This window comes from Aurantimonas manganoxydans SI85-9A1 (genome assembly GCF_000153465.1).
Taxonomy (GTDB): domain Bacteria; phylum Pseudomonadota; class Alphaproteobacteria; order Rhizobiales; family Rhizobiaceae; genus Aurantimonas; species Aurantimonas manganoxydans.
This window is the reverse complement of the sequence record NZ_CH672387.1, coordinates 456,952-482,699: the sequence shown is the minus strand read 5'-3', so window position 1 is coordinate 482,699 and position 25,748 is coordinate 456,952. Positions and strand designations below refer to the sequence as shown.

Below are 25,748 nucleotides of genomic sequence, written 5' to 3'. Positions count from 1 at the left end.
CGCGTCCGGTCGGTGCGACGCAATCCGGAACCACCGATCGAGAAAACCGTTGAGGTACCGAAGCTTGGCAGACACTGCCGGCAACGAAGCAAAGGATGTCCTCATGGTTGACAAGAACGAGATCAAGGGCGCGGCGAAGGAAGCAGGCGGCAAGCTGAAGCAGGCTGCCGGCGATCTGTCGGGCAATGACCGCATGAAGGCCGAGGGCGCAGCCGACGAAATCGAAGGCAAGACCCAGAAGAACTACGGCAAGGTCAAGGACGCCGTCGAAGACCAGACCAGCTGAGCCCCCTCACCCCCAGTGATTGAACGAAGGCCGTCCCGGATCGGGGCGGCCTTTTTCGTGCGGCCTGCCTGTCTGCCGCCCGCATGCGACGCCATCGGCGGAACGCACGATGTGCGCTGCAGCATCCATGGTGTTCGTCTTCCCTGCGAAGACGCCGTGGCCACCCGAATGAGGTTGCCGTTTCCTGCTGTTCGGCTATTTTGGAATCAATCCAAATCATGACGGAGCCGCTTGGCGGCACCTGCCTGACCGGCCGCCCTGAAGGAGGCTTCCCTTGATCAGTTTCACGCTCAACGGCGAACAGAAGACGTTCGACGGCGATCCCGACACGCCCCTGCTCTGGGTCATCCGTGACGCCGAGCGCCTGACCGGCACCAAATATGGCTGCGGCATCGCCCAGTGCGGCGCCTGCACCGTGCATCTCGACGGCATGACGCGGCGCTCCTGCATCACGCCGATCTCCACCGTCGACGGCTCCAGCGTCACCACCATCGAGGGCGTCGAGGGCGCTGAAGCCGAGGCTGTGCAGGCGGCCTGGACCGCAATCGACGTGCCGCAATGCGGCTATTGCCAGTCCGGCCAGATCATGTCGGCCGTCTCGCTGCTGCAGTTCAATCCGACGCCGAGCGACGAAGACATCGATAACGCCATGGCCGGCAACATCTGCCGCTGTGCCACCTATCAACGCATCCGCCAGGCGATCCATGACGCCTCCGACACGCTGGAGGGCTGATCCCATGGGTATTCAGACCATCAACCCGACCCGCCGCAACTTCCTGATCGGCACCGGTCTCGTCATCGGCGTGGCGCTGGCCTCGCGGACGAAGGCCGCCGCTGCCCTGATCCAGGGCGCGCCGGCCGGTCCCGCCGGCCCGGCCAGCGAGTTCAACGCCTTCGTGCGCATCGCCCCGGACAGCACGGTCACGGTCCTGTCGAAGCATATCGAGTTCGGCCAGGGTCCCTATACGGGCCTGACGACGCTGGTCGCCGAGGAACTCGACGCCGACTGGAGCCAGATGCGCGCCGCCGCGGCGCCTGCGGACGAGACCTACAAGAACCTCGCCTTCGGCCTGCAGGGCACCGGCGGCTCGACGTCGATCGCCAATTCCTACGAGCAGATGCGCAAGGCCGGCGCCACGGCCCGGGCCATGCTGGTCGCCGCGGCGGCCGAGGAATGGGGCGTTCCCGCCGAGGAGATCACCGTCTCCAAGGGGCGCATCGCCCATGCGGCCTCCGGCAAGGAGTCCGGCTTCGGCGAACTCGCCGACAAGGCCGCGACCATGGATGCGCCGTCCGATCCCGCGCTCAAGGACCCGAAGGACTTCGTCCTGATCGGCACCGACCGGCCGAAGCTCGACACGCCGGAAAAGACCAACGGCAAGGCAGTCTTCACCCTCGACGTCCTCGCCGACAACATGATGATCGCCATGGTCGCGCATCCGGCGCATTTCGGCGCCACGGTGCAGAGCTTCGACGATACGGCGGCCCGCCAGATCCCCGACGTCGTCGACATCCAGCAGATCCCGCAGGGCATCGCGGTCTATGCCGAGAACACCTATGCCGCCCTGAAGGCGCGCGATGCGCTGAAGATCGTCTGGGACCTCACAACCGCCGAGTCCCGCTCCAGCGAGGAGATCTACGAGGATTACCGCGCGCTGTTCTCCGGCGAAGGGCTCGAGGCGGCGAATGAGGGCGACGTCGACGGCGCCTCCTCGGCGAACGGCATCACCACGATGCACTCCGACCTCGTCTTCCCCTTCCTCGCCCATGCCCCGATGGAGCCGCTCGACGCGGTGCTGATCAAGCAGGAAGACGGCTCGATCGACTGCTACAACGGCTCGCAGTTCCCCGGCCAGGACAAGGCCGCGATCGCCGAGGTCTGCGGCGTCGACGCGTCGAAGGTGCGGGTGAACATGCAGCTCGCCGGCGGCAGCTTCGGCCGCCGGGCCCAGTTCGGCTCGCCCTACATGCGCGAGGCCGCCGCCGCCTTCAAGGCGTCCGGCATGGACCGCCCGATCAAGCACATGTGGACCCGTGAGGACGACATTCGCGGCGGCTTCTACCGCCCGATCTACGTCCACGCGATCAAGGGCGCCATCGACTCCGAAGGCAACATCGTCGCCTGGGACCACAAGATCGCCGGCCAGTCGATCATGAACAAGACCGAGCTCGACGAGACGACGGTCGAGGGCGCCTCGGACCTGCCCTATGCGATCCCCAATCGCCGGGTCTACGCTCATCAGACCGAGCTGCCGGTGCCGATCCTGTGGTGGCGTTCGGTGGGCCACACCCACACCGCCTTCGCCGTCGAGACCTTTCTCGACGAGATGCTGGAAAAGGCCGGCAAGGATCCCCTCGAGGGGCGCCTGGCGCTGCTCGGCGAACATCCGCGTCACACGGCCGTCCTGAAGAAGGTCGCCGAGATCGCCGACTGGGGTACGCCCGCGCCGGAAGGCCGCCAGCGCGGCGTCGCCGTCCACAAGAGCTTCAACACCTATGTCGCGGAGATCGCCGAGGTCTCCATCGGCGAGGACGGCGCTCCGAAGGTCCACAAGGTCTGGTGCGCGGTCGATTGCGGCGTTGCGGTCAATCCGAACATCATCCGGGCCCAGATGGAGGGCGGCATCGGCTACGGCCTCGGCGCGATCCTCTACGATCAGATCACGCTCGGCGACGGCGGCCGCGTCGTCCAGTCCAACTTCCACGACTATCGCTCGCTGCGCATCAACGAGATGCCCGAGGTCGAGGTCGCCATCATCCCTTCCAACGAGCCGCCGACGGGTGTCGGCGAACCCGGAACTCCGCCGATCGGACCGGCCGTCGCCAACGCCTGGCGTCGCCTGACCGGCCAGCCGGTGCGCCGCCTGCCGATCGCCGGCAATCTCGTCTCGTGAACGACAGGACAGCATCTGTGACGTCAATGACATCCCTGGCCGGCCGCTTCGCCGGCATCCTGCTCGCCGCCGGCCTCGTCATGAGCCCGGCAGGTGCGCAGGAACGCGCGCCCGCGGCGCCCGAACCCTCGACGCCCGCCGTCGCGCCGCAGGCCGATCCCGAGCGGACCCTGAAGCCGGTCTCGGCCTTCGACGGGATCGCCGACGAGACCCAGCGCTCGATCGCCATCTTCGAGGAAACCGGCAAGGTGCTGCTGCATCCGCGCTGCGTGAACTGCCATCCGGCGGGCAATTCGCCGCTCCAGGGCATGGAGATGCGCGAGCACCAGCCACCCGTCGTGCGCGGCGATTCCAATTTCGGCGCCCCCGGCATGATGTGTAACACGTGCCATGGCCCCGAGAATGTCGAGGTGGTGGCGCAGGCCGAGGGTATCCGCTCGATCCCCGGCAATCCGAACTGGCATGTGGCGCCGATCGAGATGGCCTGGGAAGGCCGTTCGCTGGCCGAGATCTGCGTGCAGATCAAGGATCAGGACCGCAATGGCGGCAAGACCCTGGCCGAGCTCGTCGAGCATATGGCCGCAGACGATCTGGTCGGCTGGGGCTGGAATCCGGGCCAGGGCCGCGAGAAGGTGCCGGGCACGCAGGAGCAGTTCGGCGCGCTCTACGAAGCCTGGGCCGCGACCGGGGCCCATTGCCCGACCGGCTGACCGGCCACCATCCATGACGATACCTTGCAGGCGGGTCCCCCGGGGCCCGCCTGTTTTCGTTTGGGGCTTCGCCGCCGGCCTAAACCGATTTTACCCTGCGCCCGCCCCTTCCGATCCGGCGGCGCGCCCGGTAAGCCATGCCCGACCTGTACACGAGCTGCGAAGGGCAGAAGATGAGCACCCGTACCGAAACCGATTCCATCGGCGCCATCGAAGTCGAGGCCGACCGCTACTGGGGCGCCCAGACCGAACGGTCGCGCAACAATTTCCGCATCGGCGGCGACCGCCAGCCGCTGCCGCTGATCCACGCCCTCGCCCTCGTCAAGAAGGCCGTCGCCCGGGTGAACACCTCGATGGGCCGCCTCGACGGCCAGATCGCCGACGCCATCGAGAGCGCCGCCGACGAGATCGTCGCCGGCAAGCTCGACGACCACTTCCCCCTCGTCGTCTGGCAGACCGGCTCGGGCACCCAGACCAACATGAATGTCAACGAGGTCATCTCGAACCGGGCGATCGAGATGCTCGGCGGCACCATGGGCAGCAAAAAGCCGGTTCATCCCAACGACCACGTCAACATGAGCCAGTCGTCCAACGACGTCTTCCCGACGGCCATGCATGTCGCCACGGTGCTGGAGACCCGGCGCCTGCTGCTGCCGGCCCTCGACCGACTGCACGGCTCGCTGGACGCCAAGGCGAAGCAATATGCGGCGATCATCAAGATCGGCCGCACCCATACCCAGGACGCCACCCCGGTGACGCTCGGCCAGGAATTCTCCGGCTACGCCGCGGCGCTGGAACTCTCCAAGAAGCGCATCGCCGACGCTCTCGACGGTGTCCTGGCGCTGGCCCAGGGCGGCACCGCCGTCGGCACCGGCCTCAACGCACCCGAGGGCTTCGATACGGCGGTCGCCGCCGAGGTTGCCAAGCTCACCGGCGAGGCGTTCCGCACCGCGACCAACAAGTTCGAGGCGCTGGCCTCGCACGGCGCGCTGACCTTCTTCCACGGCGCGCTCAACTCGCTCGCCGCCGACCTGATGAAAATCGCCAACGACATCCGCTTCCTCGGCTCCGGCCCGCGCTCCGGCCTCGGCGAACTCAACCTGCCGGCCAACGAGCCCGGCTCGTCGATCATGCCGGGCAAGGTCAACCCGACCCAGGCCGAGGCCATCACCATGGTCGCCACCGAGATCTTCGGCCACGACACCACCGTGACGGTGGCCGCCTCGCAGGGCCATTTCGAGCTGAACGTCTTCAAGCCCGTCATCGCCAATGCCGTCCTGTCCTCGATTCGGCTTCTGGCCGATTCCATGGTCAGCTTCGCCGAACATTGCGTCGACGGCATCGAGGCGAACGAGGAGCGCATCCAGAGCCTGATGGAGCAGTCGCTGATGCTGGTGACCGCGCTGGCGCCGACCATCGGCTACGATGCCGCCGCCAAGATCGCCAAGACCGCGCATCAGAACGGCACGACCCTGCGCGAGGAAGCCGTTGCGAGCGGCCTCGTCTCCGAGGCGGATTACGATCGGATCGTCGATCCGCGCACGATGATCGCACCGGGCTGATCCACCTGACAGACGGCGACGATCGATGCCCGCCTATCGGTCGTCGCCACCAGAACTGCGATTGTATCGTTTTCGGTTGACGAATTGTCGGCGCCGGGCCGGGATGCAAGTTCCCGCGCGGGAGTTTACCTGTGCATCGGTTCAACCGACAAAGGCGCTGCGGAACATCATTCACCGCAATGACGCCGCCCAGGAGACATCGCCATGAACGCCAATCTCATCCTTCTCGGCAGGGTTCTCCTGTCGATCATTTTCATCGTATCGGGCTTCGGCAAGCTCGCGGGGGCCGCCGGCTTCTCGGGCTATTTGTCCAGCCTCGGCGTGCCCGCTCCGCTCGTGATGGCCTATGTCGTCGGCGCCTTCGAGCTTCTGGCCGGCGTCGCGGTGCTGGTCGGTTTCCAGACGCGGGCCGTGGCCATCGCGCTGGCCGCCTTCTGCATCGCCACCGGCCTTCTTGCCCATATCGACGACCAGACCGCGCTGCTTAAGAACATCGCCCTCGCCGGCGGCTTCCTCGCCCTTGCCGGCGCCGGTGCCGGAGCGCTGGCCGTCGACAAGCCGAAGCGCGAAAGCCGCTACGCCTGACGAACCAGAAGGTCCGAACAATGCCTCAGCCGCTCCGGTCGCCGTCGCGCCGGGGCGGCCTTTTCGTGCGCACGCCCCCGAACCGCGTTCCAATCGACGGCGGGCGAGCTGGCATGACTTTACGTTAATTCTGTTGCCTTATCGAATTTTCTTCTTATACCATCGAGCGGCGGGGGAGTTCGACACAAGACGGTAGTCAGCATGCTTGATGGGGTGAACATGACAGACCACGTAAGTATCCATTCCGGCGAGATCAGCCGGGAATACGTCGCCTGGATGTTGATGGAAAAGGTCATCCGTTCAGAGGCAGACAACAGACGCAACAGTCCTGACCGGAAATATGTTCTCGATCTCTTCGTCGAATGCCTGCAGGCAACGGGCGGTCACAGACCCGGATAGTATTGATCAGAACAATTTCGCCGCGCCAGCCGGTGCGGCGGTGCGGCGGTGCCGCCGGGCTGATCTCAGTCCGGCGCCGAACCGAACCGCGCGGCGAGGGCGTCCGCTTCCGCCACATCCTGCCGATCGCGCGCGACCAGCGAGCGGATGAGGCAGGCCTGCGACCGTAAAATCACCCCGTCGGACAGGATCTTGAGATGGTTCGCCGTCAGGGTGGAGCCGGTCGAGGTGATGTCGACGATGACATCCGCCGAGCCCGCGGCGGGCGTGCCTTCGGTTGCGCCGAGGCTTTCGACAATGCGGTAGCTCTGGATGCCGTTGCGCCGCGTGAAGAAGCTCTGGGTCAGCCGCCAATACTTCGTCGCTACTCGCAGTCGGCGCCCGTGGCGGGCGCGATAGCCCCCGGCCACGTCGTTCAGGTCTTCCATCGTCTCCACGTCGACCCAGGCATCGGGTACGGCCACGACGACGTCGGCATGACCGAAGCCGAGACGCGACACCGTTTCCACCACCTGTTCAGGCTCGGCGATGGTCTCGCGGATCAGATCTTCGCCGGTGATGCCGAAATCGATCGCCCCGTCGCGCAGTTCGCGGGCGATCTCCGAGGCCGACAGCAGCAGCACTTCCAGTCCCGGTGCCCCGGTGACGCTGGTGCGGTAGCTGCGCGAATCCTCGGCGGACGCCACATGGATGCCGGCCCCGGCCAGCGCCGCGACGGCCTTGTCCTTCAACCGCCCCTTGGACGGAATCGCGAGAGTGAGTGTCATGTCGCGTCTCCCGTCCGGCTGGCGATGCGGTCGAGCCAGAGCGAGAAGCCGACGGCCGGCACCGGCCGCTCGGCGCCCAGAATGCTCAACAGCCGGTCATAGCGCCCGCCACCTGCCAGCGGCTCGTCCGAACCCTTGCGGCGGGCCTCGAAGACGAGGCCGGTGTAATAGTCGATCGGCCGGCCGAAGGCGGCGCGATAGCGCACCGCGGCGAGATCGACGCCGGCCGCCCGCAGCGCGAGGTTGCGGGTCTCGAAAAACGTCAGCGCCCGGCCGAGATCGAGCCCGGCCGCACCAGCGAGATCGCCGATGACCGTGCCGGCCTCCGACAGGGGTGCGTCGATGGCCAGGAACCGGCGCAGAAGCTGCAGCGAGCCCTCGCTGAGCTTCGCCTCGGCGATCGCCACCTTCTCGATCAGCCGCGCCGCGACCTCGCCCGGCGAACGCCCGGAATGGGGCGGCAGACCAGCCTCCTCCATGCGTTCGCGGATCCTGAAGGTCAGCGCACCCTGCTCGCCAAGACGGGCGAATTCGGCAAATTCCGGGTCGAGGGTGTCCAGAGCGCCGCTGCCGCCACGCGCCAGCGCGGCAAGTGCCGCTTCCAACTGATCGTCATGGCCGAAGGTGCGCACCAGCCGGCGCTGCCAGCCTTCCGGCAGGCCGAGCGCCCGCAGGAACGCCTCGAACAGGCCCTGGTCGCCGAGCACGAGATCGAGCTCGCCGGCTTCGAGGCCGCAGGCCTCCAGCCCCGCCAGGGCATCGGCCAGCGCCCGCGCGTCGGCGGTCGCAGCGTTTTCCTCGCCGAGATCCTCGATCCCGGCCTGGTAGAACTCGCCCGGCCCGGTCGGCCGCTGGCGGAACACCAGCCCAACATAGCTGTAGCGCCGCGGCAGCGTCGCACCATGGCCGACATGATCGCGGCAGACGGGGATGGTGAAGTCGGGCCGCAGGCACAGCGTCTCGCCGGCCTCGCCGCGGGTCAGGAAGATACGCCGGCGCAGCGCCTCGCCGGCCGTGTCGAGATAGGGATCGGCCGGCTGGATGATCGGCACGTCGACGCGCGCCGCGCCGCGGGCGGCGAACAGCGCGCCGAGCTCGGCATCGTAGGGCGCGCCCGTTCCGGCGCGTGTCTCGGCGCTCACGGTCTCAGGCTCCGCTGTCGGCATCGCCGCCAGAACGGCCGTTCTGACGCGCCAGGATCGCCTTTACCGCCGCGACCATGTCGGCCTCGTCGACCATTTCCTGCCCGGCCCGCGCCTCGCGCCATTCGGCATTGTCGGTGATCTCGGCGGATAGTTCCTTGCCGAGCGCCAGATCCTTGACCTGCACCTTGCCGGCCGCCTTCTCGTCGCCGCCCTGGATGACGACGACCGGGGCATTGCGCCGGTCGGCATATTGTAGCTGCTTGCCGAACTGCTTGGGGTTGCCCTGGAACACCTCGACCGGCACCGGCGTCGCCGTCGGATTGCCGTTCTCATCGGTGTTCAGCGCCGCGCGCAGCGTCGTCGCCATGGCCTGGTAGTCAGCCATGCGGCCGCGGTCCATCACGGTGACCACCACCGGCCCGGTCCGCTCGGCAGCGTCGAGGCGACCGAGATTCTTCAGCGCCGTCATCAGGCGGGAGACGCCGACGGAAAAGCCCGTCGCCGGCACCGGCTGGCTCATGAAGCGCGACACCAGCCCGTCATAGCGCCCGCCGCCGCCGACCGAGCCGAACTGGACCTTCTGGCCCTTCTCGTTGGTGACGTCGAACAGCAGCTCGGCCTCGAAGACCGGCCCGGTATAGTATTCGAGCCCGCGGACACATGAAGGATCGAGGATGATACGGCCATCACCATAGCCGGAAGCGATGGCCAAATCCCGAATCGCGATCAGTTCGGTTATGCCCTCTATCACCCCCGCATTGGTGCCGTAGTCACTGTCCAAAATTGCTGTAGTGAGCAACTTTTCGGCTCCCCCGCTCCCGTCTTCCTTGAGGTAGTCGAATTTGGGGTCAATCTCTTTCGATTTTGTCGGGTCATCATAGTCGCGAGATGCCACAGTTACGAACCAAAGAAGACGCTTCGTCTGCGCGTCGTCCAGCCCGGCGCCCGGCGTGAAATCGCCCTCGCCTTCCTGGCCGCCGTCCCAACGTCCCGTGCCGAGCAGCAGCTTGACGCCCTCGGGGCCGAACTTGTCCAGCTTGTCGATCGCCCGCAGCACCGTCAGGCGGCGGCCGGCATTCTCTTCGCCGCCGAGGCCGATCGCCTCCAGCACGCCGTCGAGCACCTTCCGGTTGTTGACGCGGATGACATACTGGCCGCGTGGAATGCCCAGCGCCTCCATCGTGTCGGCCATCATCATCGCCATCTCGGCATCGGCCGACACGTTCGGCGCGCCGACGATGTCGGCGTCGAACTGCATGAACTGGCGGAAGCGGCCCGGCCCCGGCTTCTCGTTGCGGAAGACGTAGCCGGCGCGGTAGCTACGATAGGGCTTGGGCAGGCTCTCGTAATTCTCCGCCACATAGCGGGCGAGCGGCGCCGTCAGATCGTAGCGCAGGCTCATCCACGCCTCGTCGTCGTCCTGCAGCGAGAACACGCCGGCATTCGGCCGGTCGGCATCCGGCAGGAACTTGCCCAGCGCGTCGGTATATTCGAACACAGGCGTCTCCACCGGCTCGAAGCCGTAGGTCTCGTAGACCCGGCGGATCTTCGTCAGCATGGCATCCTGGGCGCGCAGATCGCTGGCATCGCGATCGACGAAGCCGCGCGGCACCCGTGCCTGGACCCTCGACGGTTTCTTCTTCTTGTCGGCCATGAATGCGCTGCGTCCAAACGGTTTGACGGGCGCTCACATGCACCCTTTCCTGCGGGCGATCCCCTACCCCGTGCGCCCGATTTCGGCAAGGCAAGCCGGTTTTGCAAGGCGTGGGGCGGGGGCGGGTGCGCAGCGGGTGCGCAAACGCGGCCAACGATGCGGCTGAGATGCAGATCGGAGGGGTGGCCGGCAGCGTCAACGATCTGGCATGGGTCCTCGGGTCAAGCCCGAGCAACTGTGTGAGTATGCGTCAAGGGGTGGCTGGGCGCGGCTGATATTCTCCGGTTCGGATTGCCACGTTGAGCGTGACGAGGAGCTTGCGGGCGATGGCGATCAGGCTGAGCTTTGCTGGTTTGCCGGCGGTCGTCATGGTGGCGAAGAGGGCCTTCCACGGCGTTGTTCGCACGGCGGCGAGCGCCGCCATGTAGAGGGCGTCGCGCACGCGCTTGCGGCCACCCTGGACGCAGCGTCTGCCGCGCAGCAGGCCGGAGTCCCGGGCAATGGGGGCAAGCCCCGCCAGGGCGGCGATCGCCCGGCGGCTGACGCGGCCGAGTTCGGGCAGGCTGGCCAGCAGCACCGAAGCGGCGACCGGCCCGATGCCGGGAGCTGCGCGCAGCACGCGGCGCTGGCGGGCCAAAGCGGCATCGGCCGCGACCGTCGCCTCGATGCGGCGCTCGATGGTGCGGATCTGCGCGTCGAGGAGGGCGATCACCGCGAGGAGACTTTCGGCGATGCACGGCTCGCTCATGGTCCGCAACCGCACCCGCTCGGCCTTGCGCATTGCGACGAGCTGGTCGCGGCGGCTGACCAAGCCCTGCAGCGCCAGCCGCGCGGGCGCCACCTTCTCCGTCGGCCGCAGCGCCAGAGCCGTGCCGTAAAGGGCCAGCATGCGGGCATCGACCGCATCGGTCTTGGCCAGAAGGCCGGCCGACCGGGCGAAGTCGCGGGCGCGGCGGGGATTGGCCCGGTGGAACACCAGGCCCGCCGCCTCCAGGGCACGGATCAGCGGCTGGTCGAACGGCGCGGTGGCCTCGATCACGACGAAAGCCTGCCGCCTTGCCGCCAAGGCCGTCACGGCAGCGATCCCGTCGGCATCGTTGGTCAGGCGTCTGGCCCGCCCTTCGGGATGAGCAAAGACGTCGAGATGCGCTCCAGAGATATCGATACCCAGCACGGTCCGGTCTATCATCATAAGTCCCATCCTTGTCCTGCGGGCTCGGCGCTGTCACGCCGGCCCCGGCAACTGTTCGGGGTGGATGACGAAAGGCGGGCGGCGAACCTTGCTCGGGCACGGTCTCCAACGACCAAGGATGACACGGTGCGCTGCCCGCCGATCAGCCTCTCCAATTGCAAGAGGCCGTCAACAGACAAGGATGACGACCTTGTTGGAGGTTTTCGCTACACTTCGGCGGCTATGACCTCTGCAGCGGCTACGGACCTTTGCAGCAGCTGCGGACCTTTGCAGCGGCCGCAGCGCCGCGGACCTTTCGATGCCACCGGTTCCAGCGACTGCACAGACGGTGGCGATTGGCAGCACAGCTCAAATCTCGGCGTCATCCTCGGGCTTGACCCGAGGACCCATGCCTCGACGTTGCAACCGCCGCTCCGGCGAATACCACCAACACCTCACCACCCCATGCCGCGGTAAAGCTCGTTCCACTCCGGGTTCATCGCCTCGATCAGGTCGATCTTCCATTGCCGCCGCCAGCGTTTCAGGGATCTCTCACGTTGGATGGCGCTGCCGATGTCGACATGATCTTCGTACCAGACCAGCCGCGTCACCCCATGGGCCTTCACGAAGCCTTTGGTCAGGCCGCTCTTGTGCTCGTACACCCGGCGCGACAGGTCCGACGTGACGCCGATATAAAGCGTGCCGTTCTTCTGCGACGCCATGATGTAGACGGTGCCGGCCATCGGTGGAGCGTCGACGGTGGCGGTGGCGGCGTCAAGCAGGTGTTCTGAGGCGTATGTGGCGGCGGAACCGGCTTGGCATGGGTCCTCGGGTCAAGCCCGAGGATGACGCCGAGAGGGAACGCTGCGGCTAGTCGCAGAAACAGCGGCATCCAGAGACCACGGCCACCGCCGGAGTGTAGCGAAAGCCTCCAACAAGGTCGTCATCCTCGGGCCGAGGACCCATGCCTCGCCATCTCAACTTCCGCTCCGGTGAGGCTCACCGCGTTAGCCTGCCGCGACACCGTAACCACCGCTACCGCGACGTTCACCACTAACGCAACGCCGCTTATGCCCACGCGCCCGACCCCTCACCCCGGCGCCGTGAACGCATCCCGCGCCGTCTGGCAGTCGTCGCGCATGCAGCAGCCGTCGATGTGGTCGTTGACGAAGCCCAGCGACTGCATGAAGGCGTAAACCGTGGTCGGGCCGACGAAGGTGAAACCGGCCTTCTTCAGGGCCTTAGACAGGCGCGTCGAGGCGGGGGTGACCGGGTTGGCGCGCAGCCATTCGGCCGTCACCGTCGCCGGCCGTTCGTCCGCATCCGGTGCGTGGCGCCAGAGGAAGCGCGCCAGTGAGCCGTGCTCGGTGCGCAGCGCGTCGGCGCGGCGGGCATTGTTGATCGCCGAGACGATCTTGCCGCGATGCCGGATGATGCGGGCGTCGAGGACGATCCGCTCCACATCCGCCTCGTCCATCGCCGCCACCCGCGCGATGGCGAAACCATGGAACAGTTCGCGGAAGGCCTCGCGCTTGCGCAGGATGGTCAGCCAGGACAGCCCCGCCTGAAACCCTTCCAGGCAGAGCTTTTCATAGAGCCGGTCGTCGTCATCCGTCGGCCGGCCCCATTCCGCGTCATGGTAGCGGCGATAGAGATCGTCGCCGCCGTGCCAGGCGCAGCGCAGGCGACCGTCCGGGCCGCGGATCAGGCCGTCCGGCGGCGGCGCGTCGTGCATCGATGGGTCCATGACGCAGTTTTCGCAGGCGCCCGCCGCAGTGGCAAGCCGCCGCGCCGCCCGCCTGTTTCAGGCGTTGGTCGAGCGGCCCGACGCGCAGCGATAGCGCTTCAGATGCCATTTCGGCCGTGCCTTCAGATGTTCGACGGCGGCAGCCTGGCCGAACAGGGCGCATTGCATGATGGAGCCGTCGAAGGCGACCTGCTCGGGGCGGCAGTCAGTGGGGGCAGAGTTGAGGCAGACGATCAGGGTCAGAGCGATCATGGCAGGGCTCCTATGCCGGTCCAGCGGCCATGGCGAAGGGGTTGCAGTCGCAATCTCGTGCGACCGGTTCATGCCATTGCGTGCGTTCATCCCGCATCCGGGTTCTGGTGCCCGTCTTGGCGCCCGTCGGACACCGACATCGAATCTAGCAAGTATGCTGCATTGCACAATGCCTGAAATTTCGGCATGCGGTTTAATTCGGCAAAGTGTGGCACGCGTGCTGCATCTAATCCGCTCGCAGCAACCGCAGCCGACCACAACGCGCCCTTAACCACGCTCCGAAACCGCTGCTTAACCTTATGAAACTGTTTCCGTTTCCGAGGGCGTTTCAGACCTGCGCGTTTACCATTCCCTTGCCCTTTGCAGCGAGGCTCGGTGTCGAGGCGGCAGGCGCAAGCCGGCCCCTATCCGGCAATCGAGGGACATCATGGCGATACCGATATCCGCCCGGCGCGCACTCGTCGGCCTGCTGGCGATCCTGGCCTGCCCCGCGGCGAGCCAGGCGCAGGAGCGATACCGCAGCCTGCCGCCGGTCGAGATCGCACCCGATCTGGCCGACCGCTGGCTTCTCCAACTGTCGACGGGTGACGGCGTCGCCCGCAGCTACCAGCGGGCCGCCGCGTCCGGCGTCGTCCTCGGCGGCCGCCGCGTCGCACAGCCGCCGTCGGCCGGCACCCGCGTCGTCGTGCAGCCCGGCTATGCGCAGCCCAGGATGCAGCAGCGCGTCCGCGGCCAGGCACCCGGCGTGCGCCCCGGCTATCTTCCCGGAACGCGCAGCGCCGCGCCGGTGACCGGACAGCAGCAGGCCGCACTGGCGACCCGCAATCTTCCCGCCCCGAATGCGGTTGACCCGCAATTCCTGCCCCAGACCGTGCCGTATAGCGGCAAGGAGGCGCCCGGCACCATCGTCGTCGATACCAGGGCAAAGTTCCTCTACCATGTCGGCCGCGACGGCACGGCGCGCCGCTACGGCGTCGGCGTCGGCAAGCCCGGCTTCGGCTGGAAGGGCCGGCATCCGATCACCCGCAAGGCCGAATGGCCGGGCTGGACGCCGCCGAAGGAGATGATCGCCCGCGAACGCAAGAAGGGGCGAATTCTGCCGGCCCACATGAAGGGCGGCGAAGCCAACCCGCTGGGCGCCCGCGCGCTCTATCTTGGCTCCACGCTTTACCGGATCCACGGCACCAACCAGCCCTGGACCATCGGCCGCGCGGTGTCCTCGGGCTGCATCCGCATGCGCAACCAGGACGTGATGGATCTCTACGAGCGGGTGAAGGTCGGAACCAGGGTCGTTGTGCTCTAACGGCAACAGCCCCGACTTTCCTCAACGGAATGCGGAACTCGATGCGACCAACGCGGCGGGAATGCGTTCAAACCATGGCACAATGACGACAACGAGGCGCGGGACATGGTGGGCTTTGCTCCGCCCCGCCAAACGAGAGGAGCCTCCCATGCAGAACTGGACACGATGGGCCGGAGCCGGCCTGACGGCCATCATGGCCCTCGCGGTGACCGGACAGGCCAGCGCCGAAGACGTGCGCCGCTACGACCATGCGACCAACAAATGGGTGACGGTCAGCGCCGAGCGCGTCGCCGCCCGCACGCAGGGTCGTGCGCTGGCGCAGCGCGGACCCGCCGCCGAATATCACCGCCGTCAGGTGCGCATCGAGACGCGTGAGAAGCCAGGCACCATCATCGTCGATTCCCAGCGCAAATTCCTCTACTTCGTCGAGGGCAACGGTATGGCGACCCGCTACGGCGTCGGCGTCGGCCGCGAAGGCTTCGGCTGGTCGGGCCGGATGAGCGTCGGCCGCAAGGCCGAATGGCCGGGCTGGACGCCGCCGCCGTCGATGATCAAGCGCGAGCGCGCCAAGGGTCGCATTCTGCCGGCCCACATGAAGGGTGGCCCGGCCAACCCGCTGGGCGCACGGGCGATGTATCTGTATCGCGGCGGTCGCGATTCCATGTTCCGGATCCACGGCACCAACCAGCCCTGGACCATCGGCCAGAACATGTCCTCGGGCTGCATCCGCATGATGAACCAGGACGTCGAGCACCTGTACGAGCGCGTGCCGAACGGCACCAAGGTCGTCGTGATCGGCCCCAGCGGTCAGGGTCCGAAGAACGTCTATGCCGAAACCGGCATCGTGCGCGAGAACGTCATCGCGTCCATCTTCGGCGGCTGAGCCAAGGGCTCGATCAGCATGACATCACGGCCCGCCGGCGACGGCGGGCCGTTTCGCGTTGAGGGCTACTCCGCCGCGACGAGGCCGGGCTCGCCGCGGGGCCGGACGGCGGCGAGGCTCGCCGGCTTCTCGCCGCCAAAGGCCCAGTCGAGAAGCTCGATCGTATGCAGGATCGGAATGCCGGTGCCCGACCCGATCTGCGTCATGCAGCCGATATTGCCGGTCGCAATGGCCTGCGGCGCGATGCTCTCGATGTTCTTCACCTTGCGGTTGCGCAGGGTGGCGGCGATCTCGGGCTGCAGGATGTTGTAGGTGCCGGCCGAGCCGCAGCAGATATGGCCCTCGGGCACGTCGCGAACGGTGAAGCCGGCCTGCGCCAAGAGCACTTTCGGAGCCTTGGTGATCTTCTGGCCGTGCTGCATCGAGCAGGCCGAGTGATAGGCCACCACCAGATCGGTCGCGTTGACCGGCAGCGGCAGTTCCAGTTCGGACAGGAATTCGGTGACGTCCTTGGCCAGCGCCGAGACCCGCGCCGCCTTCTCTGCATAGGCCGGGTCCAGCCGCAGCATGTGGCCGTAATCCTTGATCGTCGTGCCGCAGCCGGACGCGGTGATGATGATCGCGTCGAGGCCGTCGGCCTCGGCCGTGCGTGACCAAACGTCGATATTGCGGCGGGCGAAGTCGAGCGCCGGCTCTTCCTGGCCCATGTGATGGACCAGGGCGCCGCAGCAGCCCTCGCCTTCCGGCACCACCACCTCGACGCCGAGCCGGTTGAGCAGCCGCACCGTCGCCTCGTTAATCTTCGGGTCGAGCACCGACTGGGCGCAGCCGCGCAGCAGCGCCACCCGCTTCTTGCGCGGCCCCTCGGCCGGGCGCACGCCCGCCGCGTTGACCTGCGATTTCGCCGGCACGGCGCCCGGCGCCAGCTTCAGCATCGCGGCCAGCGGCTTCAACGGCTTGATCGCGTCGAACAGCCCGGCAAAGGGCCGGCCGATGCGCGCCATCACGAGGCTCGCCCGGAACCGCTCGGGATAGGGCAGCGTCATCGCCAGGATCCGGCGGATCATCCGGTCGGCCAGCGGCCGCTCATAGGTCCGCTCGATATGGGCGCGGGCATGGTCGACGAGGTGCATGTAGTTCACGCCCGACGGGCAGGTCGTCATGCAGGCTAGGCAGGACAGGCAGCGGTCGATATGGGTGACGGTCTTCTCGTCGGCCGGCCGGTCGTTCTCCAGCATCTCCTTGATCAGGTAGATGCGCCCGCGCGGGCTGTCGAGCTCGTTGCCGAGGGTGACATAGGTCGGACAGGTCGCGGTGCAGAAGCCGCAATGCACGCATTTGCGGATGATCTGCTCGGAATGCGCGGTCTCGGGGTCGGCGAGCTGCGCGGGGGAGAAGGTGGTTTGCAAAGGTCTGGCCCGTGAAAGAGTCTGGAAACGTCGTCAATGCGAACCGCCGGTGCGGCAGCCCGCCTAGCCCATCCGTCCCGGATTGAGCACGCCGGCGGGGTCGAACTGCTGCTTCAGCCGGCTGGCGAGACCCGCCAGCGGTCCCGGCTGCGGCTGGAACACGGCAGTCGCCGCCCGCACGCTTTCGGAGGCGCGCACCAGCGTCGCATGGCCGCCGCCGAAGCGCCGGATCGTCTCGCGCACCAGCTCGGCCTCAGGCTCGCCTTCCACGCGCAGCCAGACGAGACCGCCCTGCCAGTCGTAGAAGGCGTCAATCGCCGCCTGCATCCGCAGGCTCATGACGATCTCATGGCCGCGCGTCGGGGTGACGGACAGGCGCCAGACCGGCTTGTCGGTGCCGTCGACGAAGGGCCGGACGTCGCGCACGTCGCGCCAGACGGCGCGCGATGCCTCACCCTCCAGATGCTCGACAGTGCCGACCTTTTCCAGCGCGGCACTGAGATAGGCCGAACGGGCCGCGACAGACGGGCCGAAGCCCTCCAGCCGGATCAGCGTCGCCGCGTCGTTGCCGAGATGGCCGTCGGCGACGCGCGAGGCGACATACATCGGCAGATGTGCCGCGCCCGAGGCCTCCGCCGACGAGCCCATCGCCGCGGCCATGGCGCCGGTCGCCGCGTCGTCGGCGAGACCGCGCAGGACGATGGTCGTCTCGGTCTCGGTCTTCGGCAGCACCTTCAGCGTCACGTCGGTCATCACCGCCAGCGTGCCGAAGGAGCCGGTCAGGCCCTTGGAGAGATCGTAGCCGGTGACGTTCTTCACCACCCGGCCGCCGGACTTGAACATCTCGCCGCGGCCCGACACCGCATGGACGCCGAGGATGTGATCGCGCGCCGCGCCGTGCTTCAGCCGCCGCGGCCCGGCAAGATTGCAGGCGACGACGCCGCCGATCGTGCCAAGGCCCGGTTCCAGCCCGTGCAACGGACCGTAGTCGAGCGGCTCGAACTCCAGGCGCTGGCCGGCCTCGTCCAAAAGCGTCTCGATCTCGGCGATGGGCGTGCCGACGCGGGCCGAAAGGACCAGCTCTTCCGGTTCGTACAGGGTGACGCCGGTCATCGCCGACAGCGACAGGGTGCGCGCCGCCTGCACCGGCCGTCCGAGACCGCGCTTGGAGCCGGTGCCCTCGACCGCCAGCGGCTCTTCCTGCGACACCGCGGCCGCGACGATGTCGCGGAGCTGGATCGCGGTCTCGGGCCGCAGAATGGACGCGGCGGAGCCGGCCGCGCCGGTCGATCGCAACTCGCTCATGGTCAGAACCTCGGCAGGTCGGGAAAGGCCACCTGCCCCTTGTGGACATGCATCCGGCCGAGTTCGGCGCAGCGATGGAGCTGCGGGAAGACCTTGCCGGGATTGAGCAGATGCTTGTCGTCGAAGGCGCATTTGACCCGCTGCTGGTGGCGCAGGTCGTCCTCGCTGAACATCTCCGGCATCAGGTCGCGCTTTTCCACGCCGACGCCGTGCTCGCCGGTCAGGACGCCGCCGACCTCCACGCACAGGCGCAGGATGTCGTTGCCGAACTCCTCGGCCCGGTGCAGCTCGCCCTCCTTGTTGGCGTCGTAGAGGATCAGCGGATGCAGATTGCCGTCGCCGGCATGGAAGACATTGGCGACGCGCAGATCGTATTTCTCCGAGAACGCCTTCATGCCGGCCAGCACCCGCGGCAGCTCCTTGCGCGGAATCGTGCCGTCCATGCAGTAATAATCCGGCGAGATGCGGCCGACCGCCGGGAACGCCGCCTTGCGTCCCGCCCAGAACGACGCGCGCTCCTCTTCCGAATTCGAGACCTTGGTGACGGTGGCGCCGTTGGCGTCGGCAATTGCCGCAACCTCGGCAAGGAGATGGTCGACCTCCGCGCCCGGCCCGTCGAGCTCGACGATCAGCAGTGCCTCCACGTCGCGCGGATAGCCGGCATGGACGAAGTCTTCCGCCGCATGGATGGCCGGCCGGTCCATCATCTCCATACCCGCCGGTATGATGCCCTTGGCGATGATCGCGGCCACGCACTCGCCGGCCTGCTCGGAGGTGGGAAAGCCGATCAGCACCGCCCGCGCCGTCTCCGGCTTCTGCAGGATGCGGACCGTGACCTCGGTCACGACGCCGAGCAGGCCTTCCGATCCTGTCATCAGGCCGAGGAAATCGTAGCCCTCGGCCTCCAGATGCTTGCCGCCAAGGCGCACCACCTCGCCCTCGATGGTGACGAACTCGATGCCGAGGACATTGTTGGCGGTCAGGCCGTATTTAAGGCAGTGCACGCCGCCGGAATTCTCCGCGACATTGCCGCCGATCGAGCAGGCGATCTGCGAGGACGGATCGGGCGCGTAGTAGAAGCCCTCGCCTTCCACCGCCTTGGTGATGCCGAGATTGGTGACGCCCGGCTGCACCACGGCGCAGCGATTGTCGTAGTCGATCTCCAGCACCCGGTTGAACTTCGACAGGACCAGCAGCACGCCGTCCTCGAGCGGCAGCGCGCCACCGGACAGCGAGGTGCCCGAGCCGCGCGGCACCACCGGGATCTCGTTGGCGTGACAATATTGCAGGACCCGGGCGACCTGCTCGACCGTCGACGGCAGCACCACCACCAGCGGCATCTGGCGATAGGCGGTCAGGCCGTCGGATTCGAACACGGCCATCTCGTTGGCGGCATCCACCACGCCCTCGCCCGGCAAGATCGCGCGCAGGGCGTTGACGATCGACTGGCGGCGGCCGAGGATCGCCTCGGACGGCTTGGGCATCATCACGGACATCGGCTCACTCCCATTAGAGAGGCGAAACTAGGCGCCGCACGGGCCGGCGTCCACAGAAGGAACGATAGGCGTCTGCGGCTCAATGACCGTCCTCGCCGCCCTGCATGTGATGCTTGCGGATACTGCGCACGACCAGCCAGACCCCGAGCAGCGCGATCGGCACGAAGCCGGCGACGAGCACCGTCGCGGAGACCGGCAGGCCCTGATACTCCAGCGCCTTGGCGACATAGCCGAAGAGCCCGACGACGTAGTAGCCGATCGCCGCGACCGACAGGCCCTCGACGGTCTGCTGCAGCCGCAATTGCAGCCGCGCCCGCCGGTCCATGGAGGCCAGCAGGTCACGGTTCTGGTGCTCCAGCTCCACGTCGATACGGGTCCGCAGGAGGTTCGCGGCGCGGCTGAGCTTCTCCGACAGATTGGCCTGCCGCTCCTCGATGGCGCGGCAGGTGCGCATGGCCGGCCCCATCCGCCGTTTCAGGAAGGCGCTCCAGCTCTCCTGCCCGGCGATAGGCTGCTCGCCCACGGAGGCGAGGCGCTCGCTGACGATCTCGTCATAGGCGCGGCTGGCCCCGAACCGGTAGAGCACGGAGGCGGCGGAGGCCTCGACCTCGGCCGCCGCCAGGGTGATCTCCTGCAGCAGCTGCCGACTGTCCTCGTTGCCGCCCTTCATCTCCTCGGTGATCGACATCAGCCGGCTTTCGAGCGAAGCCACCATCGGCCCGACCGAATGGGCGAGCGGCAGGCCGAGCAGCGCCAAAGTGCGGTAGATCTCGACTTCCACCAGGCGCATGGCGAGCGCGCCGGCGCGTTGCGGCGGCAGTCCGTCGTCCAGCACCAGCATGCGCGTCATGCCGTCGCCGTCCTGGCGAAAATCCGTCGCCGCATGGGCGAGCCCGCTCTCCATGATCGAATGGCAGTAGCTGGACTTGTCGAAGCTCTCCAGCGCCGCCTGCCCGGCGGCGTCGTTCGGCCGCAACTCCAGATGGACACCGGCGATGAAGGGTCCCGGCGCCTGGAACTCGGCGCCGAAGGGATGGCCCTCGACCGGATCGCCGAAATGTTCGGGCGGCGGCCCTTCCCAGGAATAGGTGCAGAATTCGGTGTGCCGCTCCCAGCGCAGCTTGCCCTTGCCAAAGGCGAAGGAATGGGTCCGCGCGTCCTTGGCCGGCGGCGGCACGCCGCGGCGCACCGACATTTCGGCGAGGATCGCCAGATCGCTCTCGCCGTGATCCTCGTTCATGAAGGCCAGCACCACGAGCGCCCGCGGCAGCTCGATCAGCGGAAACGGGCGGGCATGCAGTTCGCCCAGGACGGCAGCCCGGCGCGGATCGGTGGGAAAGCGGTCGAGCGACGCCTGGCGTAACGTGATGCGGCCCATCTTTTCCCCTTTGTGGTGCCGCTCTTGCTACCCGATCGGCCAAGCCCGGTCCAAGCAGGAATTGCGATTGTCGACAAACCGGCTCAGAACGTTTCCAAACTGCAACGTTGCCGACGCCGCCGCCAATGTGCGACGAAGGACGTACGAGGAGAAGCCATTGAGCGAGAATGCCGTTCGCAGCGAGACCCGCCCGCAAGTCGCGCTGTTCGTTACCTGTCTGGTCGATCTGTTCCGTCCGAGCGTCGGCTTCGCGGCCATCAAGCTTCTGGAAGAATCGGGCTGCGACGTCGTCGTCCCGACGGCCCAGACCTGCTGCGGACAGCCCGCCTACAATTCCGGCGACCGGGCCGACACCCGCGCCATTGCCGAACAGGTAATCGCCACCTTCGAGGGCTTCGACTACGTGGTCGCCCCGTCGGGATCGTGCGGCGCCATGCTGAAGAAGCACTATCCCGAGCTCTTCGCCGGCGATGCCGAGTGGGAGGCGCGCGCCCTCGCCTTTTCCGACAAGGTGTTCGAACTCGTCAGCTTCCTGGCGGACGTACGCGGCATGACCGGCGTCACCGCCAGGGTCGAGGGCACCGCCACCTACCATGATTCCTGCTCGGGCCTGCGCGAGCTCGGCGTCAAGGCGCAGCCGCGCATGCTGCTCGACAGCGTCGAGGGGCTGGAACTGACGGAACTGCGCGATTCGGAAGTCTGCTGCGGTTTCGGCGGCACCTTCTGCATCAAATATCCCGACGTCTCCAACGCCATCGTCACCAAGAAGGCGCGCAATGTCGGCATGACCGGCGCCGACATGCTGCTCGCCGGCGACCTCGGCTGCCTGATGAACATGGACGGCAAGCTCAAGCGCGAGAATATCGGCGTCGAGGTCCGTCACGTGGCCGAAGTCCTCGCCGGCATGACCGACGCCCCGCCAATCGGCGGCAAGCTGTGAGGCGTCAACGCCTGCAGCGAAGCGGCGGCACGCCCGTCCCGGTGGCGGTGACAACCGTCCCCCGGACTGTCGAGCAGCGCCGCGCCCCCGACTTCATGCCCGAGTAGGCTCCGCCCCATGCAGATCACTTCGCATACGTTCAAGGCCAATACCGTCAAGGCGCTCGCCGATGTCGAGCTGCAGCGGGCCCTTGGCCATGTCGAGAAGGGCTTCATCGACAAACGCCAGACCGCCGTCGATGCCCTGCCCGAATTCGACGCCCTGCGCGACAATGCCGTCGCCATCAAGAATCACACGCTGAAGCATCTCGACCTTTACATCGAGGCCTATGTGGCCAAGGTCGAGGCCTCGGGCGGCATCGTGCATTTTGCCGAGGATGCGGACCACGCCCGCAAGATCTTCCTCGACATCGCCCGCAAGCGGAACGCCAAGACCGTCACCAAGGGCAAGACGATGATCTCCGAGGAGATCGGCCTCAACGCCTTCCTGGAAGAGAACGGCATCGTGCCGGTCGAGACCGATCTCGGCGAATACATCATCCAGCTGCGCGGCGAGCATCCGAGCCACATCATCGCCCCGGCCGTCCATGTGACCCGCGACCAGGTCGAGGCGGATTTCCGCCGCGTGCATGTCGATCTCGACCCGAACCGCAATCTGGTGGAGCCGGAGACGCTGCTCGGCGAGGCGCGCCAGATCCTGCGCCGCAAATATGCCGAGGCGGATATCGGAGTGACCGGCGCGAACTTCCTGATCGCCGAGACCGGCTCGTCGGTCATCGTGACCAACGAGGGCAATGGCGACCTGACCCAGCTCCTGGGCAAGTGCCACGTCGTGCTGGCCTCGATCGAGAAGCTGGTGCCGACGCTGGAGGACACGGCCCAGATCCTGCGCATTCTGGCGCGCTCGGCCACCGGCCAGGACATGAGCGTCTACACGACGCTCTCGACCGGCCCGAAGCGCGAGGCCGATCTCGACGGGCCGGAGGAATACCACGTCATCCTCCTCGACAACGGCCGCTCCAACATGCTGGGCACCGAATTCGAGGAGATGCTGCGCTGCATCCGCTGCGGCGCCTGCATGAACCATTGCCCGGTCTATCACGCTGTCGGTGGCCACTCCTATGGCTGGGTCTATCCGGGTCCGATGGGCGCGGTGCTGACGCCGTCGCTGATCGGTGTCGACAAGTCCGGCCATCTGCCGAATGCCTCAACCTTCTGCGGCCGCTGCGAAAGCGTCTGCCCGATGCGCATTCCGCTGCCCAAAATGATGCGGCACTGGCGCGAGAAGGAATTCGAGAGCCATCTGCAGCCCAAGACCCAGCGCGCCGGCCTTGGTGTCTGGGCCTTCTTCGCCCGGCGGCCCGCGCTCTACCGGGCGGCGGTGTCGATGGCGATGCCCCTCCTGAAGCTCGCGGCGGGCCGCAAGCGGCGCTTCGCCTCGCTGCCGCTGGCCGGCGGCTGGACCAAATGGCGCGACCTGCCGGCGCCCGAAGGGCGGACCTTCATGCAGCAATACGCCCAGAGATCCCATGCGACGACGGGGGACAAACGATGAGCGCATCCACCCGCGAAGCCGTCCTTGGCCGGATCCGCCGCTCCAACGGCGCCCGTCCCAACGACCCCGAGCGCAGGCGCATCGTCGAGGAACGCATGGCCGGCGCGCCCGTCGGCATCGTGCCCCAGCGCGGCCAGTTGCCCCAGGACGAGCAGGTGGCGCTGTTCATCCGCATGGCCGAACGCGCCAACGCCACCACCACGCGGATCGCCGGCTATGGCGACCTGCCGGGCGAGGTGTCCCGCTGGCTGCGCGAGAACAATTTCCCCGCCGACCTCAGAATGTCCGAAGACCCGCGCTTCGCGGGCGCCGATTTCGACACGACGTCGCTGACCATCCGCAAGGGTGTCAGCGACGGCGACGATCTGAACGGCCTGTCGCATGCCGAAACCGCCATCGCCGAGACCGGCACGCTGGTCCTCGTCTCCGGTCCGGAGAACCCGACGAGCCTCAACTTCCTGCCGGAAAACCACATCGTCGTGGTGAAGGCCGACAGCATCGGCGGCGAGATGGAAGCCGTCTTCCCCATGCTGCGCGCGCGCTACGGCAAGGGCGAGATGCCGCGCTCGCTGAATTTCGTCACCGGCCCCTCGCGCTCCGGCGACATCGAGCAGACGCTGCTTCTGGGCGCCCATGGCCCGCGCGCCCTGCACATCGTCATCGTCGACTGACGCGGCGCGCGGCCGTTTGCGCCCGCCGCGCATGACGTTGGGGAAATATTTTCACCGGACCGGATGAGTTCTGCCCCAAACCGGGCTAGGCTTTCCCTGGCCGCGCCCGTACCGGGCGCGGCCAGGGAGGTGGCGATGACCGGATGGACATGGACGGGCCTTGCGGCGATCGCGGTCACGGCAGCGCTCCCCATGGGGTCCGCCAGCGCGGCGTCCTGCTGGGACTTTCCCGGCCTGCGCTCGCAGGAATCGGCACGGTCGGTCACGGTGACCTTCGTGAACCGCACCGAGGAATATCGCAGCGTCGACTGGCTCGACTTCGACGGGCAGCCGGTCAGCTATGCCAGCCTCAATCCCGGCGAGAGCTTCCGGGTCGAGACCTATCGCACCCATCCCTGGATGCTGACCGACGGCCCCGGCAATTGCATCGAGATCTTCATGCCCGGACGCCGCGACGTGCAACGCTTCGACATCACGGTTCCCTCCGATGGAAGCGGCGGCGACTGACGCCTCGCTAGCGGGCGGAACCGGCCGGCGGCCCCACATTCCAGGCGGCCAGTTCCCGCGTGCGCAGCCCCGCTTGACGGCGGCGCCACCGGCTGGCTCTGTTCCGCATCCCGGTCGCACTGCGGAGCGTTCATGCCCATCGATCCCGCGACGCTTGCCGCCTTCGCGCTGGCCTCGCTGATCCTTCTCGTGATCCCCGGCCCGACGATCATCATGGTCGTCGGCCAGGCGCTGGCCCATGGGCGCACTGTCGCGCTGGCCAGCGTGCTGGGTGTGGGACTTGGCGATCTCGTCGCGGCCAGCCTGTCGCTGATCGGCGTCGGCGCGCTTCTTTCGGCGTCGGCCACGGCCTTCGTCGCCCTGAAATGGGTGGGTGCGCTCTATCTGGTCTGGATGGGCCTGCGCATGTGGCGCAGCACCCTGTCGCAGGCTTCTAACGATCTCGATCCCGTTGCCACGGGACTGCCGGAGGCAGGCACGGTGCGGCCGGCCCACATCTTTCGCGACGCCTTTCTGGTCACTGTCTTCAACCCGAAGGGCATCGTCTTCTTCGTGGCCTTCGTGCCGCAGTTTCTCGATCCCGGTCGGCCTTACTGGCCGCAGGCCAGCATCCTCGTCGCGCTCTTCGTGCTGTTGGCAGCCGGCAACGCCTTTCTCTATGCGCAGCTCGCCGTGCGGGCCCGCGACCTCATCCGACGCCCGTCGGTGATGCGCTTCGTGGTCCGCATCGGCGGTTCCTGCCTGATGGGCGCCGGCATCGCCGCGGCACTGGTGACCCGGCCGGCCTGACGCGCCGGGCCGGCACCGGCAGAATTCGCTCCGCCGTGGAACAGGGTGCCGGTGACGCCGTTTCGTTGACAATTCCGAATGGAGCATCCGAGATGAAGACGCTGAACGAATCCGCCATGGACAATGCCATGCACGCAGGCCCGCGCGATCGCGCCGAGGACAAGGATGCGAAGGACAACGCGGCATCCGGTGGCGGCGACCGGCCGATGAACGACGAGGAAGAACTCGACGAGGCGCTGGACGAGACCTTCCCGGCCTCCGATCCGGTCGCACCGAGCCGCATCGACGGTCCGATCAAGCCGTAACACCAGCAGACGCTTAAAAGCGCCGCGCGACCCTTC

25 protein-coding genes are annotated in these 25,748 nt (G+C 67.3%); 14 read left to right on the top strand and 11 right to left on the bottom strand.

Features of this window, described 5'->3' with window-relative positions:
• Nucleotides 1-103: 103 nt before the first annotated feature.
• The 6 genes from SI859A1_RS02490 (at nucleotide 104) to SI859A1_RS02465 (ending at nucleotide 6,037) form a co-directional block, all read left to right on the top strand.
• A complete protein-coding gene (locus SI859A1_RS02490; RefSeq protein ID WP_040325085.1) occupies nucleotides 104-286 on the top strand; it encodes a CsbD family protein in 183 nt (60 codons plus the stop codon).
• Nucleotides 287-560: 274 nt separating this feature from the next.
• Complete coding sequence (locus tag SI859A1_RS02485) at nucleotides 561-1,019, top strand: (2Fe-2S)-binding protein (RefSeq protein ID WP_009208293.1); 459 nt, start codon at nucleotides 561-563, stop codon at nucleotides 1,017-1,019.
• Nucleotides 1,020-1,023: 4 nt separating this feature from the next.
• On the top strand, nucleotides 1,024-3,180 hold the full coding sequence (locus tag SI859A1_RS02480; RefSeq protein WP_009208292.1) for a xanthine dehydrogenase family protein molybdopterin-binding subunit: 2,157 nt from the start codon (nucleotides 1,024-1,026) through the stop codon (nucleotides 3,178-3,180).
• 26 nt (nucleotides 3,181-3,206) lie between these two features.
• Complete coding sequence (locus tag SI859A1_RS02475; protein WP_009208291.1) at nucleotides 3,207-3,890, top strand: hypothetical protein; 684 nt, start codon at nucleotides 3,207-3,209, stop codon at nucleotides 3,888-3,890.
• Between the two features lie 173 nt (nucleotides 3,891-4,063).
• On the top strand, nucleotides 4,064-5,452 hold the full coding sequence (fumC, locus tag SI859A1_RS02470) for a class II fumarate hydratase (protein WP_040326189.1): 1,389 nt from the start codon (nucleotides 4,064-4,066) through the stop codon (nucleotides 5,450-5,452).
• Between the two features lie 204 nt (nucleotides 5,453-5,656).
• Nucleotides 5,657-6,037 (top strand): DoxX family protein, encoded by a 381-nt coding sequence (locus tag SI859A1_RS02465; protein WP_040325083.1) that lies wholly within the window; start codon nucleotides 5,657-5,659, stop codon nucleotides 6,035-6,037.
• A 464-nt stretch (nucleotides 6,038-6,501) separates the two neighbouring features.
• Here the strand turns inward: SI859A1_RS02465 and hisG are convergent, their stop codons facing one another.
• From hisG to SI859A1_RS02430, 7 genes are all read right to left on the bottom strand, one after another.
• Nucleotides 6,502-7,203: an ATP phosphoribosyltransferase gene (gene hisG, locus SI859A1_RS02460; protein ID WP_009208288.1), complete on the bottom strand. Its 702-nt coding sequence runs from the start codon at nucleotides 7,201-7,203 to the stop codon at nucleotides 6,502-6,504.
• Complete coding sequence (locus SI859A1_RS02455) at nucleotides 7,200-8,345, bottom strand: ATP phosphoribosyltransferase regulatory subunit (protein ID WP_009208287.1); 1,146 nt, start codon at nucleotides 8,343-8,345, stop codon at nucleotides 7,200-7,202. The genes hisG and SI859A1_RS02455 overlap by 4 nt, the downstream gene beginning before the upstream one ends.
• Nucleotides 8,346-8,349: 4 nt before the next feature.
• Entirely contained in the window at nucleotides 8,350-10,002 is a 1,653-nt protein-coding gene (gene hisS / locus SI859A1_RS02450; RefSeq protein ID WP_009208286.1) for a histidine--tRNA ligase, read from the bottom strand.
• A gap of 250 nt (nucleotides 10,003-10,252) precedes the next feature.
• Nucleotides 10,253-11,194, bottom strand: a complete 942-nt coding sequence (locus tag SI859A1_RS02445) for an IS110 family RNA-guided transposase (protein ID WP_040325081.1) — start codon at nucleotides 11,192-11,194, stop codon at nucleotides 10,253-10,255.
• Nucleotides 11,195-11,628: 434 nt separating this feature from the next.
• Nucleotides 11,629-11,916, bottom strand: a complete 288-nt coding sequence (locus tag SI859A1_RS02440; RefSeq protein WP_040325079.1) for a GIY-YIG nuclease family protein — start codon at nucleotides 11,914-11,916, stop codon at nucleotides 11,629-11,631.
• A gap of 347 nt (nucleotides 11,917-12,263) precedes the next feature.
• Nucleotides 12,264-12,908, bottom strand: coding sequence for a DNA-3-methyladenine glycosylase I (locus SI859A1_RS02435; RefSeq protein ID WP_040326188.1), 645 nt, complete (start codon nucleotides 12,906-12,908; stop codon nucleotides 12,264-12,266).
• Between the two features lie 69 nt (nucleotides 12,909-12,977).
• A complete protein-coding gene (locus tag SI859A1_RS02430) occupies nucleotides 12,978-13,172 on the bottom strand; it encodes a hypothetical protein (protein WP_040325077.1) in 195 nt (64 codons plus the stop codon).
• Nucleotides 13,173-13,599: 427 nt separating this feature from the next.
• Here SI859A1_RS02430 and SI859A1_RS02425 point away from each other — a divergent pair, with 427 nt between their 5' ends.
• Complete coding sequence (locus SI859A1_RS02425; protein ID WP_009208282.1) at nucleotides 13,600-14,475, top strand: L,D-transpeptidase; 876 nt, start codon at nucleotides 13,600-13,602, stop codon at nucleotides 14,473-14,475.
• Nucleotides 14,476-14,623: 148 nt separating this feature from the next.
• Complete coding sequence (locus SI859A1_RS02420; RefSeq protein ID WP_148233712.1) at nucleotides 14,624-15,358, top strand: L,D-transpeptidase; 735 nt, start codon at nucleotides 14,624-14,626, stop codon at nucleotides 15,356-15,358.
• 65 nt (nucleotides 15,359-15,423) lie between these two features.
• Here the strand turns inward: SI859A1_RS02420 and glcF are convergent, their stop codons facing one another.
• The 4 genes from glcF to SI859A1_RS02400 form a co-directional block, all read right to left on the bottom strand.
• The gene (gene glcF / locus SI859A1_RS02415) at nucleotides 15,424-16,767 is read right to left on the bottom strand and encodes a glycolate oxidase subunit GlcF (protein ID WP_009208280.1); all 1,344 of its coding nucleotides are present in this window, start codon (nucleotides 16,765-16,767) and stop codon (nucleotides 15,424-15,426) included.
• 63 nt (nucleotides 16,768-16,830) lie between these two features.
• Nucleotides 16,831-18,072 carry a glycolate oxidase subunit GlcE gene (glcE, locus tag SI859A1_RS02410; protein WP_009208279.1) on the bottom strand — a complete coding sequence of 414 codons (1,242 nt, stop codon included), beginning with the start codon at nucleotides 18,070-18,072 and terminating at the stop codon, nucleotides 16,831-16,833.
• 2 nt (nucleotides 18,073-18,074) lie between these two features.
• Complete coding sequence (locus tag SI859A1_RS02405) at nucleotides 18,075-19,568, bottom strand: FAD-linked oxidase C-terminal domain-containing protein (RefSeq protein ID WP_009208278.1); 1,494 nt, start codon at nucleotides 19,566-19,568, stop codon at nucleotides 18,075-18,077.
• Between the two features lie 79 nt (nucleotides 19,569-19,647).
• Nucleotides 19,648-20,946 (bottom strand): DUF3422 family protein, encoded by a 1,299-nt coding sequence (locus SI859A1_RS02400; protein ID WP_009208277.1) that lies wholly within the window; start codon nucleotides 20,944-20,946, stop codon nucleotides 19,648-19,650.
• Between SI859A1_RS02400 and SI859A1_RS02395 the strand changes: the two genes are divergently transcribed.
• From SI859A1_RS02395 to SI859A1_RS21800, 6 genes are all read left to right on the top strand, one after another.
• Complete coding sequence (locus tag SI859A1_RS02395) at nucleotides 20,936-21,886, top strand: (Fe-S)-binding protein (RefSeq protein ID WP_009208276.1); 951 nt, start codon at nucleotides 20,936-20,938, stop codon at nucleotides 21,884-21,886. The genes SI859A1_RS02400 and SI859A1_RS02395 overlap by 11 nt on opposite strands.
• Nucleotides 21,887-22,003: 117 nt before the next feature.
• Entirely contained in the window at nucleotides 22,004-23,440 is a 1,437-nt protein-coding gene (locus SI859A1_RS02390) for a LutB/LldF family L-lactate oxidation iron-sulfur protein (protein ID WP_009208275.1), read from the top strand.
• Entirely contained in the window at nucleotides 23,437-24,111 is a 675-nt protein-coding gene (locus SI859A1_RS02385) for a LutC/YkgG family protein (protein ID WP_009208274.1), read from the top strand. Before SI859A1_RS02390 ends, SI859A1_RS02385 begins: the two co-directional genes overlap by 4 nt.
• Before the next feature lie 135 nt (nucleotides 24,112-24,246).
• On the top strand, nucleotides 24,247-24,618 hold the full coding sequence (locus tag SI859A1_RS02380; RefSeq protein WP_040325073.1) for a VHL beta domain-containing protein: 372 nt from the start codon (nucleotides 24,247-24,249) through the stop codon (nucleotides 24,616-24,618).
• Nucleotides 24,619-24,750: 132 nt separating this feature from the next.
• The gene (locus SI859A1_RS02375) at nucleotides 24,751-25,407 is read left to right on the top strand and encodes a LysE family translocator (RefSeq protein WP_009208273.1); all 657 of its coding nucleotides are present in this window, start codon (nucleotides 24,751-24,753) and stop codon (nucleotides 25,405-25,407) included.
• Between the two features lie 92 nt (nucleotides 25,408-25,499).
• Nucleotides 25,500-25,712, top strand: coding sequence for a hypothetical protein (locus tag SI859A1_RS21800; RefSeq protein WP_040325071.1), 213 nt, complete (start codon nucleotides 25,500-25,502; stop codon nucleotides 25,710-25,712).
• The last annotated feature ends 36 nt before the right edge of the window (nucleotides 25,713-25,748 follow it).

Excerpts from the sequence above, each read along its gene's own strand:
- SI859A1_RS02490 (WP_040325085.1), top strand. The coding sequence starts at position 104 with ATGGTTGACAAGAACGAGATCAAGGGCGCGGCGAAGGAAGCAGGCGGC.
- SI859A1_RS02480 (WP_009208292.1), top strand. The coding sequence starts at position 1,024 with ATGGGTATTCAGACCATCAACCCGACCCGCCGCAACTTCCTGATCGGC.
- SI859A1_RS02475 (WP_009208291.1), top strand. The coding sequence starts at position 3,207 with ATGACATCCCTGGCCGGCCGCTTCGCCGGCATCCTGCTCGCCGCCGGC.
- fumC (WP_040326189.1), top strand. The coding sequence starts at position 4,064 with ATGAGCACCCGTACCGAAACCGATTCCATCGGCGCCATCGAAGTCGAG.
- SI859A1_RS02465 (WP_040325083.1), top strand. The coding sequence starts at position 5,657 with ATGAACGCCAATCTCATCCTTCTCGGCAGGGTTCTCCTGTCGATCATT.
- hisG (WP_009208288.1), bottom strand. The coding sequence starts at position 7,203 with ATGACACTCACTCTCGCGATTCCGTCCAAGGGGCGGTTGAAGGACAAG.
- hisS (WP_009208286.1), bottom strand. The coding sequence starts at position 10,002 with ATGGCCGACAAGAAGAAGAAACCGTCGAGGGTCCAGGCACGGGTGCCG.
- SI859A1_RS02445 (WP_040325081.1), bottom strand. The coding sequence starts at position 11,194 with ATGATGATAGACCGGACCGTGCTGGGTATCGATATCTCTGGAGCGCAT.
- SI859A1_RS02440 (WP_040325079.1), bottom strand. The coding sequence starts at position 11,916 with ATGGCCGGCACCGTCTACATCATGGCGTCGCAGAAGAACGGCACGCTT.
- SI859A1_RS02435 (WP_040326188.1), bottom strand. The coding sequence starts at position 12,908 with ATGCACGACGCGCCGCCGCCGGACGGCCTGATCCGCGGCCCGGACGGT.
- SI859A1_RS02430 (WP_040325077.1), bottom strand. The coding sequence starts at position 13,172 with ATGATCGCTCTGACCCTGATCGTCTGCCTCAACTCTGCCCCCACTGAC.
- SI859A1_RS02425 (WP_009208282.1), top strand. The coding sequence starts at position 13,600 with ATGGCGATACCGATATCCGCCCGGCGCGCACTCGTCGGCCTGCTGGCG.
- SI859A1_RS02420 (WP_148233712.1), top strand. The coding sequence starts at position 14,624 with ATGCAGAACTGGACACGATGGGCCGGAGCCGGCCTGACGGCCATCATG.
- glcE (WP_009208279.1), bottom strand. The coding sequence starts at position 18,072 with ATGAGCGAGTTGCGATCGACCGGCGCGGCCGGCTCCGCCGCGTCCATT.
- SI859A1_RS02405 (WP_009208278.1), bottom strand. The coding sequence starts at position 19,568 with ATGTCCGTGATGATGCCCAAGCCGTCCGAGGCGATCCTCGGCCGCCGC.
- SI859A1_RS02395 (WP_009208276.1), top strand. The coding sequence starts at position 20,936 with ATGCGGCCCATCTTTTCCCCTTTGTGGTGCCGCTCTTGCTACCCGATC.
- SI859A1_RS02400 (WP_009208277.1), bottom strand. The coding sequence starts at position 20,946 with ATGGGCCGCATCACGTTACGCCAGGCGTCGCTCGACCGCTTTCCCACC.
- SI859A1_RS02390 (WP_009208275.1), top strand. The coding sequence starts at position 22,004 with ATGCAGATCACTTCGCATACGTTCAAGGCCAATACCGTCAAGGCGCTC.
- SI859A1_RS02385 (WP_009208274.1), top strand. The coding sequence starts at position 23,437 with ATGAGCGCATCCACCCGCGAAGCCGTCCTTGGCCGGATCCGCCGCTCC.
- SI859A1_RS02380 (WP_040325073.1), top strand. The coding sequence starts at position 24,247 with ATGACCGGATGGACATGGACGGGCCTTGCGGCGATCGCGGTCACGGCA.
- SI859A1_RS02375 (WP_009208273.1), top strand. The coding sequence starts at position 24,751 with ATGCCCATCGATCCCGCGACGCTTGCCGCCTTCGCGCTGGCCTCGCTG.
- SI859A1_RS21800 (WP_040325071.1), top strand. The coding sequence starts at position 25,500 with ATGAAGACGCTGAACGAATCCGCCATGGACAATGCCATGCACGCAGGC.